The organism is Phycicoccus mangrovi (assembly GCF_018729305.1).
Classification (GTDB): domain Bacteria; phylum Actinomycetota; class Actinomycetes; order Actinomycetales; family Dermatophilaceae; genus Phycicoccus; species Phycicoccus jejuensis.
The window spans coordinates 102,315-121,838 of the sequence record NZ_JAHHWP010000014.1 but is presented as its reverse complement, the minus strand read 5'-3'; the positions used below and the strand labels follow the sequence as shown (position 1 = coordinate 121,838).

Genomic DNA, 19,524 nt, shown 5'->3' with positions numbered 1-19,524 from the left:
ACGGCCCGGAACTGAAACGCGGGCCGCGGGCGTTCACCCCACATGCACAACCACTTCAACGGCCTCAAGACCGCCGGGCTGCTCGGCGGGCTCTGGGCCATCCTGCTCGTCATCGGCTGGGTCGTGGCGCAGGGCACGGGGAGCAGCATCTTCATCCTCGTCTTCGCCCTCATCGGCCTCGGGACCACGGCGTACGGCTACTGGAACTCCGACAAGCTCGCGATCAAGGCGATGCGCGCGTACCCGGTCACCGAGGCGCAGGCCCCCGCGATGTACCGCATCGTCCGCGAGCTCTCCACCCGCGCGGGCAAGCCGATGCCGCGCCTGTACATCTCGCCGACGCAGGCCCCCAACGCCTTCGCGACCGGCCGCAACCCCGAGAACGCCGCCGTCTGCTGCACCGAGGGCATCCTCGGCCTGCTCGACGAGCGCGAGCTGCGCGGGGTGCTCGGGCACGAGCTGATGCACGTCTACAACCGCGACATCCTCACCGGCTCGGTCGCGGCCGCCATCGCCGGTGTCATCTCCTCGATCGGCCAGTTCCTCACGTTCAGCGCGCTGTTCGGCGGCAGCAACGACGAGGACCGCAACCCCATCGCCGGTCTCGCGCTCGCGCTGCTCGCGCCGATCGCCGCCGTCTTCGTGCAGATGGCCATCTCGCGCACCCGCGAGTACGACGCCGACGAGGACGGCGCCGCCCTGACCGGCGACCCCCTCGCCCTCGCGAGCGCCCTGCGCAAGCTCGAGCTCGGCGTCGCCCGCGCGCCCCTGGCACCCACCTCGCAGCTGGTCAACGCCAGCCACATGATGATCGCGAACCCGTTCCGGGCCCAGGACATCAGCCGGATGATGTCGACCCACCCGCCGATGGCCGAGCGCATCGCCCGCCTCGAGCAGATGGCCTACGGCCACCGCATCGACCCGCGCTGACCTCGTCGCTGCTCAGGCCGGCGGGACGACGAGGCGCATCACCGTGTTCTTCTCGCCCTTGGTGCGCTCGAGCACGAAGCCGACGCGCTCGAACATCGAGCGGGTCGTGGAGTACAGGAAGGACGAGGAGACCTTCTTGGTCGAGCCCGTGAGGTCGTGCGGGTAGCCCTCGAGCACACCGCCACCGGCCTGCGCGACGAGGTCGACGACGCCGCGCAGCGCGACCTCCGCGACGCCCTGCCGGCGGTAGCGGCGGTCGACGAAGAAGCACGTGACCCGGTGGTCGGGCGGGCTGACCAGCCCCTCCTCGTACTCCTTGCGGTGACGGATGTTCGGCAGCTCGGCCGGCGGGCCGTACTGGGCCCAGGCGACGGCCTCGTCCCCGTCGAACACCACGGCCGCGTGCGAGCGACCGGCGAGCACCCACTGCTCCTTGAGCGCGTGGTTGGCGTCGGCGTCGCGCGGCTTCTCCGAGACCATCGTGTGGAACCACGTGCACCAGCAGCCGCCGAACACGCCGTTGTGGCGCGCGGCGAGCGCCTCCCACGCCGGCCAGGTGTCGGGGCCGAGCGGACGGACCGTGAGGCGGGAGGTGTCGACGTCGACCATGGGCGCCACGGTAGGCGCACCACCGGACGGAACGCGTCCGCTTGCCCCGTCGAGCGCGTCAGGTGCCGGGCAGGCCGGCGGCGGAGTCGTCGTAGTACTGGCGGTTGCGCAGCCCGGCGGCGGCCGCCTCGTCGAGGCAGACGACGGTGTCGGGATGCCACTGGAGCACCGACGCCGGCACCGACGCCGTGAGCGGCCCCTCGAGCGCCGCCGCCACCGCCTCGGTCTTGGCGTCCCCGGTCGCGACGAGGACGAGGCGCCGCGCGGCGAGGATGGTGCCCAGGCCCTGGGTCAGGCAGTGCGTCGGCACGTCGTCGAGGCCGGTGAAGAACCGGGCGTTGTCGCGGCGGGTGCGGGCCGAGAGGCGCTTGACCCGGGTGCGCGACGCGAGAGCCGAGCCCGGCTCGTTGAACCCGAGGTGCCCGTTGGCGCCGATGCCGAGGACCTGCACGTCGACCCCGCCGAGCTCCTCGATGCGCGCCTCGTACGCGGCGGCCGCGGCCTCGAGGGCGTCCGCGTCGGTGGCCGAGCCGTCGGGCACCTCGAGCCGCTCGGGCGCCAGCCCGATGACCCCGCACACCTCGCGCAGCAGCACCTGGCGGTAGCCCTCGGGGTGCCCCGGCGGCAGCCCGACGTACTCGTCGAGGGCGACGCCGTACGTCCCGGAGAAGTCGGCCCGACCCTCGGCGACGGCGCGTCCCAGCTCGCGGTAGAGGCCGAGCGGTGAGGAGCCGGTCGCGAGCCCGAGCACGGACGCGTGGCCGTCGCGGCGTCGCAGCCCGGCGAGGACGACCTCGGCGGCGCGGGACGCGGTCTCGTCGGGTCCGGGGCTGACGAGGATCTCCATCGCGGCCAGCCTAGGGGGTGGACGCCCGCTGCCGCGGGGACGGTGCGCCGAGGGCCGCGAGGAGGGCGTGCGCGAGCACCGGGGAGGCGCCCCAGGTGACGACGTCGACGGCGGCGCGCGGCCATCCGCACTCGACGAGGACGACCCGGTGCCCGCGCGCCCGGAGCCGGTCGACGACGGCGTGCGCGGGATGTCCCGCGTCCACCGAGCGGCCGACGACCGCCACCCGCGCACCGGCCGGCACCTCGTCCTCGGCGACGGTCACACCGAGCGCGGCCGGGCCCCACGCCACGGACCCGACCGCCAGGTTGCTCGCGCCCCGGACCTGCACGACCGCGAGCGGGGCCGGGTCGACGGCGAAGGTGCGTGCCTCGGCGGAGAGGGTGAGGGCGGGCGTGACCGCCTCGACGGGCAGCGGGCCGGGCGAGCCCCCGACGGGAGCCGGTGCCGCCCATCGCTCGGCGAGGGCACGCACGCGAGCGGCCGCCTCGGCGAGCCGCGCGGCGGGCAGCCGACCGTCCGCGACCGCCGTGGCCACCGCGGCGCGCACCGCGTCGAAGAGCTCCGGGCCGGTGGCCGACCCGAGGCAGAGCAGGTCGACGCCCGCGGCGAGGGCACGCACCGCGGCCTCGGGGATGCCGGTCCCGGAGCTGGCCCCCGCCATGTCGAGGGCGTCGCTGACGACGACGCCCTCGAAGCCGAGCTCGTCACGCAGCACGCCGAGGACGGTGGGCGAGAACGTCGCCGGGCGGTCGGCGTCGAGCGCCGACACGACGATGTGCGACGTCATGACGCAGGCGACGCCGGCGGCGACCGCCGCGCGGAACGGCACGAGCTCGCGCTCGCGGAGCACCTCCGGTGGCGCGTCGACGCGCGGCAGGTCGTGGTGCGAGTCGGCCACGGTGTCGCCGTGACCGGGGAAGTGCTTGGCGCAGGCGGCGATCCCCGTCCCCTGCAGGCCCTCCACCCAGGCGGCGGCGTGCCGCGCGACGAGGCCCGGGTCGTCGCCGAAGGAGCGCACGCCGATGACGGGGTTGCGCGGCGAGGAGTTGACGTCGACGACGGGGGCGAGGTCCAGCCCGACGCCGAGGGCGGCGAGCTCGGCGCCGATGCCCGCCGCCACGCGACGGGTGAGGGCGGGGTCGTCGAGCCGCCCGAGCGCCGCGTTGCCCACGGACGTCGAGCCACCGGGGTAGTGCAGACGGGTGACGTCCCCACCCTCCTCGTCGGCGGCAACGAGGACGCCCGGCAGCTCGCGCCGCAGCGCCGCGCACACCTCGGCGACGCCGCCGGCCGGCCAGACGTTGTCGCCGTAGAGGCAGACCGACACGAGCCCCTCGGCGTGCGCCGATCGCACCCACGGCGGTACGTCGGTGCCGACGAACCCCGGCTGGAGGACGGCGGTGACGTCGCGCGGCTCGACGGTGGCCATCCCCGGATGCTAGCCACCGGGCTGGGCGGCACGGTCCGCGTCTGGTTGGGTGGGCCCATGCCGTCCCTGACCCGCGACGAGGCCGTCGCCCGCGCCGCCCTGATCACCGTCGACGCCGTCGAAGTCGACCTCGACCTGGACCGCGGCGCCGAGGTCTTCGGCTCCCGCACCGTCCTGCGCTTCACGAGCGCCGACGCCGGCGGCTCGACCTTCGTCGACCTGCGTCCGGTCGAGCTCCACGCCGTGACGCTCAACGGCCGCGCCCTCGACCCCGCCGCGCTCGACGACGGCCGCCTCCCGCTCGACGACCTGGCCGCCGAGAACGTCCTCGAGGTCGAGGCGACGATGGCCTACGGGCACGACGGCCAGGGGCTGCACCGCTCCACCGACCCCGCCGACGACGAGGACTACGTCTACGGCCACCTCTTCCTCGACGCTGCGCCGCGTGTGTTCGCGTGCTTCGACCAGCCGGACCTCAAGGTGCCCTACACCGTGCGCGTCACGACCCCGCAGCACTGGAGCGTCGTGGGCAACGGTGCGGCGCAACAGGTCTCGGCCGGCCGCTGGGAGCTCGCGACGACGCAGCCGCTCGCCACGTACTTCGTCACCGTGTGCGCCGGCCCGTGGGAGTCGGTCACCGCCGAGCACGACGGCATCCCGCTCGGGCTGCACGCCCGTCGCTCGCTCGCCGGGCCGCTGCGCGAGCAGGCCGAGCAGATGTTCGCGACGACGCGCGCCTGCTTCGACCACTACCACCGGATGTTCGGCATCCGGTACCCCTTCGGCGAGTACCACCAGGTCTTCGTCCCGGAGTTCAACGCCGGCGCGATGGAGAACCCGGGCTGTGTGACGTTCCGCGACACCTACGTCTTCCGCGGCGCCGCGACCCCCGACCAGGTGCTCGAGCGTGACAACACGATCGCGCACGAGATGGCCCACATGTGGTTCGGCGACCTCGTGACGATGCGGTGGTGGGACGACCTGTGGCTCAACGAGTCCTTCGCCGAGTACATGGCCTACCGCGCCTCGACCGAGGCGCTCGGCGCCGACGAGGCGTGGGTCGAGTTCGCCGTCGTCCGCAAGCTCTGGGGCTACGCGGCCGAGCGCTCGCCGAGCACCCACCCCGTCGCGGGCTCGCCCGCACCGGACGCGCTCTCGGCGCTGCAGAACTTCGACGGCATCTCGTACGCCAAGGGCGCGTCGGTGCTGCGCCAGCTCATCGCGCACATCGGCGACGACGCGTTCATCGCCGGTGTCTCGGACTACCTGCGCGGCCACGCCTTCGGCAACGGCGAGCTCGCGGAGTTCCTCGACGCGATGGCCCGCGCCGCCGGCCGCGACCTCGACGGCTGGGCGCAGGCCTGGCTGCGCACCTCCGGCGCCGACCGGCTCGCGCTGCGCCGCGACGGCACCCTGACCCGGCGCGCCCCGGCGGACCGTCCGGCCGACCGGCCGCACACCCTCGACGTCGCGGCCTTCGACGGCGACCGCGAGGTGCTGCGCACCGACGTCGTCCTCGACGGCGACACGACGGCCGTCGACGGCGTGCGCGACCTGCCGGCGCACGCCCTCGTCGTCCCCAACGCCGCGGACCTCACGTGGGCCGAGGTCTCGCTCGACGAGGAGACGCTCGACGGCCTGCTCGGCGGGTTCTCCGACGTCCCCGACCCGCTCGCCCGCGCGGTCGTCTGGACCTCCCTCCTCGGCGGGATGGCCCGCGCCGAGGTCGACCCCCGGCTCGTCGTCGACCTCGTCGAGACCGCCTGGCCGCGCGAGGACGACGCCTCGGTGCTCACCCGCGTCCCGCTCGCCGCGACGTCGTCGGTCATCCCGCTCTTCCTACGCCCCGAGGAGCAGGCCGAGGCCCTGGAGCGGGTCGCGCTCGCCGCCGACGTCCTCGCCGACCGGGCCGCCGGGACCGACGGTCCGTCCGGGGACGCCCTGGCCCTCGTCGCCGCCCGCGTGTGGGGTCGCACCGGCTCCGACGTCGAGCGCCTCCAGCGGTGGGCCGCCGGGGAGGGCCTGCCGCCCGCGCTGACCGACGACGAGGACTTCCGCTGGATCGTCCTGCGGCGCCTCGCGGCCCTCGGTGCCCTCGACGACTCGGCGCTGACCCGCGCGGAGGAGGGCGACCGCTCCCTCGCCGGCCGACTGGCCGCGCTCGGCGTGCGCGCCGCACGCCCGACCGCCGAGGCCAAGGAGTGGGCGTGGTCGCGGCTGGCCGACGACCCCGACCTGTCGAACTACGCCGCCCTCGAGCTCGCCCGCGGGTTCTGGGTCGGCGCCGACACCGAGCTCGTCCGGCCCTACGTCGACCGCGTCGGCGACCTCCTCGCGCGGATGGGTGAGCGCATGGGCGAGGACGCGCTCTCGCGGGTCGCGACCGCGCTGCACCCCAAGTGGGTCGTCGAGGACGCGACGCGGCGGGCCTCCGACGCGCTGCTGACCCGGCGCGACATCTCGCCCGGCGTCACCCGCGCGCTGCTCGACGAGGACCACGTGCTGCGCGAGGCGCTGGCGTCCCACCGCCGCTTCGCCTGACCCGCTCTTCGCGACTGATTGCGAGTTCCGCCGCCCGACCCGCCGCCGGCCGCGTGTCGCGGCGGCGGAACTCGCAAGAAGTGGGTTGTGGCGCAGCCGAGAACGCGCGTGGTTGCGCTCCCGGGATGCGAGGTCGCGTCGGCCGGGTGATGATCGCGGGGCACCACCCGAGCCCACAGGCATCTCCCAGGAGGACACCCCGTGCCCCGTCACACCCACACTCGCCGACTCGCCGCCGCGGCCTCCGCGGTCGCGATCGGCGGCGCCCTGCTCGCCGGCTCCGCCGCGGCCGCGCCGACCGCGCCGATCGCCGAGCCCCCGTCGACCCCGGTACCGATCGTCACCCCCGACGGCGAGGTCTTCAGCTACGTCCTCAACACCAAGCACGCCAACCCCGGACAGGTCAACGTCGTCAGCAAGGCGGTCCAGCGCTCCGGCGGCGTCGTCGTCCAGGCGTGGCCGCAGATCGGTGTCGTCGTCGCCCACTCCGACCGCGCCAAGTTCCGCGCCGACGTCGCGAAGGCCGCGGGCAACGCGCTCGAGTCGGTCGGGGCCACGCGCACCGCGCCGGTCTCGGAGGGCACGCCGTCCGACCTCGCGACGACGTGGCGCAAGGGCGCCTCGGGCTACAAGAAGGGCGCGAAGAAGCCGGCGAACGGCGACATCGAGGCGGAGACCACGCCGGCCGCGACGACGGACCCGCGCGAGTCCGAGCAGTGGGACATGCAGATGATCAAGGCCGACCAGGCCCACCGGATCACCGACGGCTCGCGCAACGTCCTCGTCGGCGTGCTCGACAGCGGGATCGACGCCGACCACCCCGACCTCGTCGCCAACCTCGACGTGCGGAACTCGGTGAACTGCACCGACTCCGGCCGCCCGAGCAGCACCGGCTGGGAGCCGACGACGAGCGACCACGGCACCCACGTCGCCGGCACGATCGGGGCCGCGCGCAACGGTGTCGGCATCGTCGGGGTCGCGCCGAACGTGCGGATGGCCTCCGTCAAGGTCGTCAACGACGACGGGTTCATCTACCCGGAGTACGCCGTCTGCGGCTTCGTCGAGGCGGGCCTGAAGAAGATGGACGTCACCAACAACAGCTACTACATCGACCCGTTCGAGTTCTGGTGCGACGACCAGGCCGACCAGGCCGCCGCCAAGGAGGCCGTGCGCCGCGCCGTCACCTGGTCGACGAAGCAGGGTGTCGTCCACGCCGCCGCCGCCGGCAACTCCGGCAAGGACCTCGCCGACAAGACGCTCCTCACCGACACCGGCAGCCCGAACGACACCACGCCGGTGACTCGGACGCTCAACAACGGCTGCCACGACATCCCGACCGAGCTCGACGGCGTCGTCACCGTGTCGTCCGCGCAGCGCTTCCCGGCCGGCACGCTGGACTTCCGCCTCTCGAGCTTCTCGAACCGCGGGCTCGGCGTCATCGACGTCACCGCCCCCGGCTCGTCGATCCTCTCGACGGTCGTGCGGGACAACGGCTACGGCCTCAAGAGCGGTACCTCGATGGCCTCGCCGCACGTCGCGGGCGTGCTCGCCCTCATGAAGTCGGTGCACCCGACCTGGACCCCGGCGCAGATGATCGAGAAGCTGCGCAGCCAGGCCGACGACGCGGCGTGCTCGGCGGCCACCGCCGGCGTTCCCTGCGTCGGCCCGGCGAGCGACAACAGCTACTTCGGAGAGGGCATGGTCGACGCCCTCGACGCGGTGAGCTGAGGCCTCACCACCACTCATTGCGCATCCGCCACCTCGGGAGGCCCGTCCGGGCCCCTCGCAGGTGGCGGATGCGCAATCAGTCGCGTCAGAGTCGGGGTCGTGGGTCAGCCGGCCCAGAAGCCGCGGCCCCCGAAGAGGTCGCGGTAGGACCCGAACGCCGCCTGACCGGGCGCGCGCCCGTCGAGGTAGGACCCGACGACCGCGGCCCCGAGGTCACCGAGCTCGGGGGCGACGACCCGCCCGTGCGCGCGCCGGGCCATCGAGTCGACGAAGCGCGCGAGGCCCGGGTCCTCCCCGAGGCGGAAGAACGTCACCTGCGCCCCGAGCCGCGCCGAGGCGTCGAGCTCGCGGACGGCGAGCGCCAGCGTGCGCGGGTGCGGCGGGTAGTCGAAGAACACGCCCCCGCCGGGCTCGAGGTGCGAGGTCGGCTCGCCGTCGGTCACGACGAGCAGCACCGGCTGCGCGTCGGGGTGCTGGCGGAAGTGCCGGTTCGCGAGCAGCAACGCGTGGTGGAGGTTCGTCCCCTTGTCCCACTCGGCGTCGAGGCCGGTCAGGGTCTCGATGTCCATCGTGCGCGCGTGCCGGGCGAACGCGACGAGCTGGAGGTCGTCGCCGCGGAACCGGGTCGAGACGAGCTGGTGCAGCGCGAGCGCGGTGCGCTTCATGGGCACCCAGCGGCCGTCCATCGCCATCGAGAACGAGGTGTCGACGAGGAGCGCCACCGCGGCCCGGGTGCGCGCCTCGGTCTCGGTGACCTCGACGTCGCGGATGTCCAGGCGCATCCCCTGTGCGGGGTCGCCGCCCTCGCCGACGGTGCGGGTGATGGCGTTGGTCATCGTGCGCGTCGTGTCCCACGGCTCGGTGTCGCCGAACTCCCACGGGCGCGTCCCGCCGCTCTGCTCCCCGGCCGCCCCGGCCTGACGGGTGTCGCGCTGGCCGCCGCGGCTCGAGAGCCGGCCGGCGACGTCGCGCAGGAGGGACTTGCCGAGCTCGCGCATCGCCTTGGGCGAGAGGCGGAGCGAGCCGTCGGACGATCGGGTCAGCATCCCGCTGTCGCGCAGCGCCTTCTCGAGGTCGGCGAGCGCGCGGGCGTCGACGGCGGCGTCCTGCCCGAGGTGGCGTGCGAGGGCGTCGAGGTCGACGTCGTCCATCCGCGAACCGGGGCCGGACTGCGACAGCTGCTCGGAGAGCGCGTCGAGCTGCGCGAGGTCCTGGAGGACGCCGGTGCCGTCACCGAGCCCGAGCCCCTGCTCGCCGTCGAACCGCTCGGAGCCGCCCCAGTCCTCGCCGGGGCGCAGGCCCTGCAGCAGGCCGTCGAGGCGCGAGAGCTGGTCCATGAGTCCCGGTGAGCCGAAGGCCTGCTGGGACAGCTGCATGAGCTCGGCGCGCTGCTCGGGCGACATCGAGGCCATCATCCGCTGCGCGGCCGCGGCCCGGGCGGCGAGGGCGTCGACGAGCTCCTCGACGGACTCGGGCTTCTCGGGGAAGAAGTCCCCGTGCTCGTCCATGAAGTCCCGGAACTGCTGCTCGGTGTCGTCGCCCCGTGCGTGCGCCTCGAGCAGGTCGCCGAGGTCGCGGACCATCTCCTCGACGGCGGCGCGGTCCTCGTCGGTCGCGTTCTCGAGGGCCTGCTTCATCCCGGCGAAGCGCTGGTCCAGCAGCTCGCGGCCGAGCAGGTCCTTGATCTGCTCGTACTTCTCGCGGCCCTCGGACGAGCGCCACGCGTAGTCCGACAGCTCGCTCACCGCGGCCGCCGGTGTGGGGGAGAGGTTCTCGATGCGCATCTCGGCGAAGCGAGCGTCGTCGTCGAGGTCGCGGGCCAGCTGCTTGCGCTCCGCGAGGACCGCTTCGTCGAGCAGCCGGCGCACCTCCTCGAGGGTGCCGTCGAGGTTGTGCCGCCGGAGCAGCTCGCGCCGGCGCTCGGCCACGCGCCGGGCGATCTCGTCGAGCCCGGGGTGGTCGCGCGTGCCCTGCCGCAGCAGCTCGCGCATCGCCCGCTCGGGCGAGTAGCCGGCCATGACGTCCTCGCCGATGGCGTCGAGCGCCTCGCGCAGGTCCACCGGCGGGGCCAGCGGGTCGCCGCCCCCGTACCGGGTGAAGCGCGAGCGCCGCGCGCCCCGGTCAGCCATAGACGGTCTCCGACCCGTCACTGTCCTTGCCGATGCGGCGGGCCAGGTACAGGCCCTCGAGCGCGAGCTCCATCGCGCTGGCCCGCTCGCCCTCGGTCCTGGCACCCAGCCGCTCGGCGACCTGGTCGTAGACGTCGGACTCGCCGAGCACCGGCAGCGCGTCGAGGAAGGCCCGTGCGGTGACCTGCTCGCCGGTCGCGACCATCGCGCCCTCCTCGATGGCCTCGACGAGCAGGGCGAGGTCGATGCCGCCGAGCCGTCGGCGCGCGGTCTCGGCCGTCGCGGTGCGCAGCAGGTGCCCGAGCACCTCGCGCTCGCGGCCCTCCTCGCCGGTCTCGAGCTCGACCTTGCCGCGCAGCACCTCCAGCGCCGCCTCGAGGTCGACGACCCGGGCCACGGCCTCGGTCTCGCCTTGGGACGTCGCCCGGTGCAGCGCCGCGGCGGCCACGGTCTCGGCCGCGGCGATGGCGAAGCGCGCCGAGACGCCCGAGCGCTGGTCGACCGAGCTCGAGCCGCGCAGGCCGCGGGTGAAGCGCGCGACGATCTCGACGAGGAAGTCCGGGACCTCGGCGACGAGGCTCGCCTCCTGCCGGATCACGGCGACCTCGTCGTCGACCTCGCGCGGGTAGTGCGTCCGGATCTCCGCGCCGAAGCGGTCCTTGAGCGGCGTGATGATGCGCCCGCGGTTGGTGTAGTCCTCGGGGTTCGCGCTCGCGACGACGAGCACGTCGAGCGGCAGGCGCAGGACGTACCCGCGGATCTGGATGTCGCGCTCCTCCATGACGTTGAGCATCGCGACCTGGATGCGCTCGGCGAGGTCGGGCAGCTCGTTGATGGCGACGACGCCGCGGTGGCTGCGCGGGATGAGCCCGAAGTGGATCGTCTCGGGGTCGCCGAGCCGGCGCCCCTCGGCGACGCGCATCGGGTCGACGTCACCGATGAGGTCGGCCACGCTCGTGTCCGGCGTCGCGAGCTTCTCGGCGTAGCGCTCGTCGCGGTGGCGCCACGCGACCGGCAGCGCGTCCCCGAGCTCCTCGGCCCGGCGGCGCGACTCGACGGTGATCGGCTCGTACGGGTGCTCGCCGAGCTCGGAGCCCTCGATGACCGGTGTCCACTCGTCGAGCAGCCCGACGATGCTGCGCAGCAGGCGGGTCTTGCCCTGCCCGCGCTCGCCGAGGAGGACGACGTCGTGGCCGGCGAGCAGCGCCCGCTCCAGCCGGGGGATGACGGTGGTCCCGAAGCCGTGCATCCCCGGCCACGGGTCGCGGCCCTCGCGGAGGGCGGCGAGGAGGTTCTCGCGGATCTCGGCGTGCACGCCGCGGGCCTCGTGGCCCGACGCGCGCAGCTCGCCGACGGTGCTGACGGCCGGTGGGGCGCTCATCACCTCACGCTACGTCAGCATCGGCGACGACGGGAGCCCCGGGCCGAGGTGGCCCGGGGCTCCCGTCGAGGCCGCGGGTCAGCGGCGGTTGGTGTAGCTGAGCGCGACGTCGAGGTCGGCCTCGGTGAGGAGGCGCTGGACGGCCTGCAGGTCGTCGCGGGACTTGCTCGTGACGCGGACCTCGTCGCCCTGGATCTGGGTCTTGACGCTCTTGGGGCCCTCGTCGCGGATCAGCTTGGTGATCTTCTTGGCGTTCTCGGAGGTCAGCCCCTCCTTGAGCGCGACGTCGAGCTTGTACTCCTTGCCCGACAGGCGCGGGCCGGCCTCGGGGACGTCCAGGTGCTTGAGCGAGACGCCGCGCTTGACGAGCCAGGTCTCGACGACGTCGAGCACCGCCTTGCAGCGGTCCTCGCTGTTGGCCTCCATCTTGATGACGTCGCCGGAGAGCTCGACGCTCGCGCCGACCCCCTTGAAGTCGTACCGGTTGGCGATCTCCTTGGCCGCGGTGTTGACGGCGTTGGCGACCTCCTGGCGGTCGAACTTGCTGACGATGTCGAAGCTGCTGTCGGCCATCGAGGGGCCCTCCTGGGGTCGATTGGGTCGGCTGGGTGCGGCTTGCTATCCTTCCATGCGCACCAGGCAGGTTGCCCGAGCGGCCAATGGGAGCGGACTGTAAATCCGTCGCGAAAGCTTCGAAGGTTCGAATCCTTCACCTGCCACCAGTGCTCACGAGGCCCGGTCCCGGCACCTGCCGGGGCCGGGCTCCGTCGTCCCCGCCGGGTCCCGGCGGGCGGTGCGGGTCGGCCCTAGGCTGCGGCGCATGAGCGAGACGACGCCCACCGCCGTGGCGGGCACCGACCCCGACATCCTCGACCCCGCCCACCGCACCGACCGCCGGCGCACCGTGGCCGTCGTCGGCGTCCTGCTCGGCGTCGCGGTCCTCGGGTTCGTCCTGTGGCGCGGCAGCTCGATGGTCTTCTACGTGATCATGAGCTGGTTCGTCGCACTCGCGATGGAGCCGGCCGTCGCGCGCCTCACCCGCTGGATGCCGCGCGCCGCCGCCACGGCCACGGTGATGCTCACGGCGCTGCTCGCCATCGGGGCCTTCCTCTGGCTCTTCGGCAGCCTGCTCGTCGACCAGCTGACCGCGCTCGTCTCGGCCGTGCCGGGCATCGCCTCCGACGTGCTCGAGCAGGTCAACCGGGCCACCGGCTCGCAGTACACCTACGACGACCTCCTCGAGCAGGCCGGCATCTCGCCGTCGGACCTCAGCGGGTACGCCCAGAGCGTCGCGTTCGGCGTCTTCGGCTTCCTCACGGCGCTGCTCGGTGCCTTCTTCGGCATCTTCGTCGTCGCGTTCCTCGTCTTCTACATCTCGGCCGGGATGCCCCGTCTGCGCCTGTGGCTCGCGGGCCGGATGAACCCCCGCGTCCAGGTGCCGTTCCTCACCGCCTGGGACCTCGCGAAGGTCAAGGTCGGCAACTACATCGCCGCCCGCGTCGTCCTCGCCTCGCTCAACGCCGTCGCGAGCGGCGTCGCCTTCTTCCTCCTCGACCTGCCGTACTGGCTGCCGCTGGCCCTGTGGACCGGCCTCGTCGCGCAGTTCATCCCCAACATCGGCACGTACGTGTCCATCGCCCTGCCGGTGGTCGTCGGGCTCACCTCGCCCGACCCGTGGCTCGGCGTGTGGGTGCTCGTCTGGGGCATCGCCTACCAGCAGGTCGAGAACCTGACGATCGAGCCGCGCATCTCGGCCCGCGCGGTCGACGTCCACCCGGCGGTGTCGTTCGGGGCGGCCCTGCTCGGGGCGCAGCTGTTCGGGCTCTCGGGCGCGCTGATGGGCGTGCCGCTCGCGGCGACCGCGATGGCGATGCTCGAGATCTACCAGCGCCGCTACGAGATCACGCCCGAGACCGAGGAGCGGGTCGCCGCGCTCGTCGCCCCGCGCGTCGACCCCGAGGAGGACGAGCCCGAGCTGCCCGCCCTCGAGGAGGCCCGCCGGGCGGCCGGGCAGGCCGACGTGCCGGAGCGCCCGAGCCCCCGCTGACCCCCGAAGCCCCCCCCGCGAGTCACTCGCGTATCGGGTGACCCGATACGCCTGCGCTTCCCCCGACAACGGTTCTCGGGTGGAGCGCGCCCGTATCGGGTGACCCGATACGCATGGGAACCGCGACGGGTGGGCGCGCGCTGAGAGACCGACACCGGTGCTCGCCGTCCATTACTCGCGAGTCACCGCGCTCGGATGGCAGGCTCGGCGCATGTTCTCGCGGATCGCCGTCGTCAACCGTGGAGAGTCCGCGATGCGGCTCGTGCACGCCGTCCGCGACCTCAACGCCGAGCGCGCTCCGGGCGAGCCCCGCACCGAGGTCGTCGCGCTGCACACCGAGGCCGAGCGCACGGCGATGTTCGTCCGCGAGAGCGACGTCGCGTACGACCTCGGGCCGGCGTCGAGCCGCCCCTACCTCGACCACGCCAAGCTCGCGACCGCGCTGCGCGAGACCGGTGCCGACGCCGTCTGGGTCGGCTGGGGCTTCGTCGCCGAGGACCCCGCCTTCGCCGAGCTCTGCCGCGAGCTGGGCGTCACCTTCATCGGGCCGAGCCCGGAGGCGATGCGCCGCCTCGGTGACAAGATCGGCTCCAAGCTCATCGCCGAGGAGGTCGGCGTCCCCGTCGCGCCGTGGAGCCGTGGCGGGGTCGACACCCTCGAGGAGGCCGTCGAGGCCGCGGGGCGCATCGGCTACCCGCTCATGCTCAAGGCGACCGCCGGCGGTGGCGGGCGCGGCATCCGCAAGGTCGCCTCCGACGCCGAGCTCGAGGACGCCTACCAGCGGACCCGCGACGAGGCCGAGCGAGCGTTCGGGTCCGGCGTCGTCTTCCTCGAGAAGCTCGTCACCGGGGCGCGGCACGTCGAGGTGCAGGTCATCGCCGACGGGCAGGGCACGGCCTGGGCGATCGGCGTGCGCGACTGCTCGGTGCAGCGGCGCAACCAGAAGGTCATCGAGGAGTCGGCGTCGCCGCTGCTCGACGCCGACCAGGTCGCCGAGCTCAAGGCCTCGGCCGAGCGGCTCGCGGTGGCCGTCGACTACGCCGGCGCCGGCACGGTCGAGTTCCTCTACCACCCGGGCGAGCGCTTCTTCGCGTTCCTCGAGGTCAACACCCGCCTCCAGGTCGAGCACCCGATCACCGAGGTCGTCACGCGCACCGACCTCGTCCGCCTCCAGATCCACGTCGCCGAGGGCGGACGGCTCGAGGGCGAGCGGCCCGACGAGCTCGGCCACGCCGTCGAGGCCCGCCTCAACGCCGAGGACCCCGACCGCGACTTCGCTCCGGCCCCCGGGCGCATCGTCCACCTCGAGCTCCCGGCCGGCCCCGGTATCCGCGTCGACACCGGTGTCGCGGAGGGGGACTCGATCCCCGCCGACTTCGACTCGATGATCGCGAAGATCATCGCCTACGGCCAGGACCGTGAGCAGGCGCTGGCCCGCCTGCGCCGGGCGATGCGCGAGACGACCGTCGTCATCGAGGGCGGTGCGACGAACAAGTCGTTCATCCTCGACCTGCTCGCCCAGCCCGAGGTCGTCGACGGCAGCGCCGACACCGGATGGATCGACCGCGTGCGCGGCGAGGGTCGCCTCGTCGCGACCGAGCACTCCGGGGTCGCGCTCGTCGCCGCGGGCATCGAGGCCTACCTCGACGCCGAGGCCATCGAGCGGGCCCGCCTGCTGGAGACCGCCCGTGGTGGTCGGCCGCAGGTGCAGCACGACGTCGGCCGCGCCGTCGACCTCAAGCTGCGCGGCACCTCGTACAAGGTCACCGTCCTGCGCACCGGGCCCTCGCGCTTCCGGGTCACCGTCGCCGACGCGGCGGGCGAGCACACGGTCGACGCCGAGCTCGAGCGCCTCGGCGACTACGCGAGCCGCCTGCGCGTCGGCGACCGCCTGCACCGCCTCGTCACCGCGGCCCACGGCCCGGTCCAGCTCGTCGAGGTCGACGGCGTGACGCACCGCGTCAGCCGTGACGAGGGCGGCGTGCTGCGTTCGCCCGCACCGGCGCTCGTCGTCGCCACTCCCGTCGCGGTGGGTGACGAGGTCGCGGCCGGCGCGCCCGTTCTCGTCCTCGAGTCGATGAAGATGGAGACCGTGCTGCCGGCGCCGTTCGCGGCCCGCGTCAAGGACCTCATGGTCGCGACGGGCAGCCAGGTCGAGACCGGTGCCCCGATGGTCCGCCTCGAGCCGACGGGTGACGCCGAGGAGGCCGTCGCCGACGCCGGCGCGGTCGTCGACCTCGACCTCCCCGAGGTCACGACCGACGGGGACGCCCGCCGCCGGGCCGACCGCGGCCGGGCCGACCTCTCCGCCATGCTCCTCGGCTACGACCTCGACGCCGCGCACCAGGGCGCCGCCCTCGAGGGCTACCTCTCCGCGCGCGACGAGCTCGCCGCCGCGGGGCAGGGCGTGGTCCGCGACGAGATCGACCTGCTCACCGTCTTCGCCGACCTCGCCGAGCTCGCACGGAACCGACCCGTCGGGCAGGAGGCGCACGTCGAGAACCGGGTCCACAGCCCGCGCGAGCACTTCCGGACCTTCCTCCAGACCCTCGACGCCGAGCGCGGCGGCCTCCCCGCCGACTTCGTCTCCCGCCTCGAGCGCGTGCTGCGCCACCACGAGGTCGAGGGCCTGGACCGCACGCCGCAGCTCGAGGGCGCCGTCTTCCGGATCTTCCTCTCGCAGCAGCGGTCCGCCCCCGAGGTCGCGATGGCCACCTCGATCCTCCAGCGCTGGCTCGGCGAGCCGCGGCCCGAGGGCGACGCCGGCCAGGCCGCCCACGACCTGCTCGACCGCCTCGTCGTCGCGACCCAGCTGCGCTTCCCGGTCGTCGGCGACCTCGCGCGCAGCGTCCGCTTCCGGTGGTTCGACCAGCCCCTCGTCGACGAGGACCGTCGCAGCGTGCTCGGCTCCGTCGGGGCCGAGCTCGAGGAGATCGACGCGATGGCCCCCGGGCCGGAGCGCACCGCGCGCGTCGACGCGCTGGCCGACATCCCCGAGCGCATCGTCCGCTTCCTCGGCGAGCGGCTGCGGGCGGGCGTGCCCGAGCGCGAACCGATGCTCGAGGTCCTCGTCAAGCGCCACTATCGCGAGCACGCCCTCAGCGGGCTCAGCGAGCGGGCCGAGGAGGGGCGCTCGGTCGCCGTCGCGGACTACCGCCTCGACGGGACCGACACCCACCTCGTGAGCACCGTCGGGACGGTCGACGAGCTGACCGCCGGCTCCGCCCTCGCCACGCTGCTGGAGCGGCTCGTGGCCGAGCGGGCCGACGGGCACGACGCGGTCGTCGACCTCTACGTCCACTGGCCCGCGCTGCCGACCGACCCCGAGGCGGCGTCGGCCGAGCTCGCGGAGCGCCTCGGCGCCATGGCCTTCGCGCACGCCTGCCGCCGGGTGGCGGTCGGTGTCGTGCCGGACGACGAGCGCGAGGTCGGCTACTTCACGTTCCGGGCCCAGCCCGACGGCACCCTCGTCGAGGACGACCCCGTGCGCGGCGTGCACCCGATGGTCGGCCGCCGGCTCAACGTCTGGCGCCTGCGCGACTTCGCGCTGACCCGACTCGACGCGCCGGAGGACGTCCTCCTCCTGCACGCGGTCGCCAAGGAGAACCCGCAGGACCAGCGCCTCGTCGCGCTGGCGCAGGTCCGCCAGCTCGTCGTCGTCCGCGACGAGGCGGGCAGGGTCACCGCGCTGCCGCACGTCGAGCGCGCCCTGGCCAACTGCCTCGAGGCCGTTCGCCGTGCCCGCGCCACGCTGGGCGGCGGGGCCCGGCTCGACATGAACCACGTGTGGCTGCACATCTGGCCGCCGGTCGAGGGCGACCTCGACCAGCTGACCGCCCTCCAGGGCAAGGTCGCCCCGATGACCGCCGGCGCGGGGATCGAGGAGGTGCGCATCGAGGGCTCCATCGGGGCCGAGCGTGACCACTCGGTGCCGATCTGCGCCCGCTTCACCTACCAGCCCGGCTCGGGGGTCGCGTTCACCGTCGAGCAGCCGCCGACCGAGCGGCTGCGTCCCCTGGACTCGTACGCCGAGAAGGTGGTCCGCGCGCGTCGCCGCGGGCTGGTCTACCCGTACGAGCTCGTGTCGATGATCGCCGGCGGCGGGGGAGAGGCCGTCGAGTACGACCTCGACGAGTCCGGTGCGCTCGTGCCGGTCGACCGGCCCTACGGCCAGAACACGGCCGGGATGATCTGCGGCGTGGTCACGACGCCGACCCCGCTCCACCCCGAGGGCGTCACCCGCGTCCTGCTCTGCGGCGATCCCCTGCGTGCGCTCGGCGCGGTCGCGGAGCCCGAGTGCCGTCGCGTCATCGCCGCACTCGACCTCGCGGAGGAGCGCGGGCTGCCCGTCGAGTGGTTCGCCCTCTCGGCCGGCGCGCGCATCTCGATGGACTCCGGCACCGAGAACATGGACTGGGTCGCGAAGGCGCTCAAGCGGATCATCGAGTTCACGCAGGCCGGCGGCGAGGTCAACGTCGTCGTCGCGGGCATCAACGTCGGGGCGCAGCCGTACTGGAACGCCGAGGCGACGATGCTCATGCACACCAAGGGCATCCTCGTCATGACGCCGGACTCGGCCATGGTGCTCACCGGCAAGCAGTCGCTCGACTTCTCCGGTGGCGTCAGCGCCGAGGACAACTTCGGCATCGGTGGCTACGACCGCGTCATGGGCCCCAACGGGCAGGCGCAGTACTGGGCCAAGGACCTGGTCGACGCCTACGGAGTCCTTCTGGCGCACTACGACTCGACCTGGACTTCGCCGGGTGAGGCCGGCCCGCGGCGGGCGCCGACGACCGACCCGGTCGACCGCGACGTCACGGTCTTCCCGCACGTCATGGAGGGCAGCGAGTTCACGACTGTCGGCGACATCTTCTCGTCGACGATGAACCCGGACCGCAAGAAGGCGTTCGACATCCGCACCGTGATGCGGGCCGTGGCCGACCAGGACCACGACACGCTCGAGCGCTGGGCCGGCATGGCCGACGCCGAGACCGCCGTGGTGTTCGATGCGCGCATCGGCGGGATCCCGGTGGCGCTGCTGGGGATCGAGTCGCGGACGGTCGCCCGTCGCGGCTTCCCTCCCACCGACGGCCCCGACACCTACACGGCGGGGACGCTGTTCCCGCGCTCGTCGAAGAAGGCGGCCCGGGCCATCAACGCCGCCTCGGGCAACCGCCCGCTCGTCGTGCTCGCCAACCTGTCGGGCTTCGACGGGTCGCCGGAGTCGATGCGCGGGATGCAGCTCGAGTACGGCGCCGAGATCGGCCGCGCCATCGTCAACTTCGAGGGCCCGATCGTCTTCGTCGTCGTGTCCCGGTACCACGGAGGCGCGTTCGTCGTGTTCTCGAAGGCACTCAACCCGCGGATGACGGTGCTCGCCATCGAGGGGTCGTTCGCGTCGGTCCTCGGCGGCGCGCCGGCCGCGGCCGTCGTGTTCGCCCGGGACGTGGACGCGCGGACCGCCGCGGACCCGCGGGTCACGGAGCTCGAGGCGCGGGTGCGCGAGGCGTCCGCCACGGAGCGTCCGCTGCTGGCCAGCGAGCTCGCGACCGTCCGGCAGTCGGTGCGCTCGGAGATGCTCGGCAAGGTTGCGTCCGAGTTCGACCGCGTCCACGACATCCACCGCGCCGTCGAGGTCGGGTCGGTCGACACCGTCATCGCGGCGCGCGACCTGCGCCCGAGCATCATCGCGGCGCTCGAGGCCGAGCTCGCGCCGGGCGAGGTCCCGACCGTCTGAGATCGTCGAGGAGCCCCGTCGTCACCAAGGCGACGGGGCTCTTCCGTGCCGTCACCTGGACGCCGAGGAGGTCTGTGGCACAGCACGATTGGTTGTCCACAAGTGCCTGTCAACCCTTGTCCGTCGAACGTGAGTTCGATAGA

Annotated in this window: 11 protein-coding genes and 1 tRNA gene; 6 read left to right on the top strand and 6 right to left on the bottom strand. The window is 73.7% G+C overall.

The features are described 5' to 3' along the window. Positions 1 to 42: 42 nt before the first annotated feature. A complete protein-coding gene (gene htpX, locus KMZ30_RS12660) occupies positions 43 to 930 on the top strand; it encodes a zinc metalloprotease HtpX (protein ID WP_215513338.1) in 888 nt (295 codons plus the stop codon). A 12-nt stretch (positions 931 to 942) separates the two neighbouring features. Here the strand turns inward: htpX and KMZ30_RS12655 are convergent, their stop codons facing one another. Genes KMZ30_RS12655 through KMZ30_RS12645 form a run of 3 tightly spaced genes read right to left on the bottom strand, consistent with a single transcriptional unit; the run spans position 943 to position 3,818 of the window. Then, positions 943 to 1,539: a GNAT family N-acetyltransferase gene (locus tag KMZ30_RS12655; protein WP_215513337.1), complete on the bottom strand. Its 597-nt coding sequence runs from the start codon at positions 1,537 to 1,539 to the stop codon at positions 943 to 945. 58 nt (positions 1,540 to 1,597) lie between these two features. Beyond that, the gene (locus KMZ30_RS12650) at positions 1,598 to 2,386 is read right to left on the bottom strand and encodes a glucosamine-6-phosphate deaminase (RefSeq protein ID WP_215513336.1); all 789 of its coding nucleotides are present in this window, start codon (positions 2,384 to 2,386) and stop codon (positions 1,598 to 1,600) included. Positions 2,387 to 2,396: 10 nt separating this feature from the next. Beyond that, positions 2,397 to 3,818 (bottom strand): glycoside hydrolase family 3 protein, encoded by a 1,422-nt coding sequence (locus KMZ30_RS12645; RefSeq protein WP_215513335.1) that lies wholly within the window; start codon positions 3,816 to 3,818, stop codon positions 2,397 to 2,399. Between the two features lie 57 nt (positions 3,819 to 3,875). Here KMZ30_RS12645 and pepN point away from each other — a divergent pair, with 57 nt between their 5' ends. Continuing rightward, positions 3,876 to 6,359 (top strand): aminopeptidase N, encoded by a 2,484-nt coding sequence (pepN, locus tag KMZ30_RS12640; protein ID WP_215513334.1) that lies wholly within the window; start codon positions 3,876 to 3,878, stop codon positions 6,357 to 6,359. Positions 6,360 to 6,560: 201 nt separating this feature from the next. After that, positions 6,561 to 8,087 carry a S8 family peptidase gene (locus KMZ30_RS12635; RefSeq protein ID WP_215513333.1) on the top strand — a complete coding sequence of 509 codons (1,527 nt, stop codon included), beginning with the start codon at positions 6,561 to 6,563 and terminating at the stop codon, positions 8,085 to 8,087. A gap of 104 nt (positions 8,088 to 8,191) precedes the next feature. Here KMZ30_RS12635 and KMZ30_RS12630 read toward each other — a convergent pair whose 3' ends face one another. The 3 genes from KMZ30_RS12630 to KMZ30_RS12620 all read right to left on the bottom strand — a co-directional run bounded on the left by KMZ30_RS12630 (position 8,192) and on the right by KMZ30_RS12620 (position 12,170). Beyond that, entirely contained in the window at positions 8,192 to 10,216 is a 2,025-nt protein-coding gene (locus KMZ30_RS12630; protein ID WP_215513332.1) for a vWA domain-containing protein, read from the bottom strand. After that, on the bottom strand, positions 10,209 to 11,597 hold the full coding sequence (locus tag KMZ30_RS12625; RefSeq protein WP_215513331.1) for a magnesium chelatase ATPase subunit I: 1,389 nt from the start codon (positions 11,595 to 11,597) through the stop codon (positions 10,209 to 10,211). The genes KMZ30_RS12630 and KMZ30_RS12625 overlap by 8 nt, the downstream gene beginning before the upstream one ends. Before the next feature lie 78 nt (positions 11,598 to 11,675). After that, complete coding sequence (locus tag KMZ30_RS12620) at positions 11,676 to 12,170, bottom strand: YajQ family cyclic di-GMP-binding protein (protein ID WP_030526761.1); 495 nt, start codon at positions 12,168 to 12,170, stop codon at positions 11,676 to 11,678. A gap of 65 nt (positions 12,171 to 12,235) precedes the next feature. Between KMZ30_RS12620 and KMZ30_RS12615 the strand changes: the two genes are divergently transcribed. The 3 genes from KMZ30_RS12615 to KMZ30_RS12605 all read left to right on the top strand — a co-directional run bounded on the left by KMZ30_RS12615 (position 12,236) and on the right by KMZ30_RS12605 (position 19,381). Beyond that, a tRNA-Tyr gene (locus KMZ30_RS12615) sits at positions 12,236 to 12,319 on the top strand. Positions 12,320 to 12,417: 98 nt separating this feature from the next. Beyond that, positions 12,418 to 13,644 (top strand): AI-2E family transporter, encoded by a 1,227-nt coding sequence (locus KMZ30_RS12610; RefSeq protein WP_215513330.1) that lies wholly within the window; start codon positions 12,418 to 12,420, stop codon positions 13,642 to 13,644. Between the two features lie 211 nt (positions 13,645 to 13,855). After that, positions 13,856 to 19,381: an ATP-binding protein gene (locus KMZ30_RS12605; RefSeq protein ID WP_215513329.1), complete on the top strand. Its 5,526-nt coding sequence runs from the start codon at positions 13,856 to 13,858 to the stop codon at positions 19,379 to 19,381. Positions 19,382 to 19,524: the final 143 nt, after the last annotated feature.

Coding starts and splice junctions, on each gene's coding strand:
- htpX (WP_215513338.1), top strand. CDS start 43: ATGCACAACCACTTCAACGGCCTCAAGACCGCCGGGCTGCTCGGCGGG.
- KMZ30_RS12655 (WP_215513337.1), bottom strand. CDS start 1,539: ATGGTCGACGTCGACACCTCCCGCCTCACGGTCCGTCCGCTCGGCCCC.
- KMZ30_RS12650 (WP_215513336.1), bottom strand. CDS start 2,386: ATGGAGATCCTCGTCAGCCCCGGACCCGACGAGACCGCGTCCCGCGCC.
- KMZ30_RS12645 (WP_215513335.1), bottom strand. CDS start 3,818: ATGGCCACCGTCGAGCCGCGCGACGTCACCGCCGTCCTCCAGCCGGGG.
- pepN (WP_215513334.1), top strand. CDS start 3,876: ATGCCGTCCCTGACCCGCGACGAGGCCGTCGCCCGCGCCGCCCTGATC.
- KMZ30_RS12630 (WP_215513332.1), bottom strand. CDS start 10,216: ATGGCTGACCGGGGCGCGCGGCGCTCGCGCTTCACCCGGTACGGGGGC.
- KMZ30_RS12625 (WP_215513331.1), bottom strand. CDS start 11,597: ATGAGCGCCCCACCGGCCGTCAGCACCGTCGGCGAGCTGCGCGCGTCG.
- KMZ30_RS12620 (WP_030526761.1), bottom strand. CDS start 12,170: ATGGCCGACAGCAGCTTCGACATCGTCAGCAAGTTCGACCGCCAGGAG.
- KMZ30_RS12610 (WP_215513330.1), top strand. CDS start 12,418: ATGAGCGAGACGACGCCCACCGCCGTGGCGGGCACCGACCCCGACATC.
- KMZ30_RS12605 (WP_215513329.1), top strand. CDS start 13,856: ATGTTCTCGCGGATCGCCGTCGTCAACCGTGGAGAGTCCGCGATGCGG.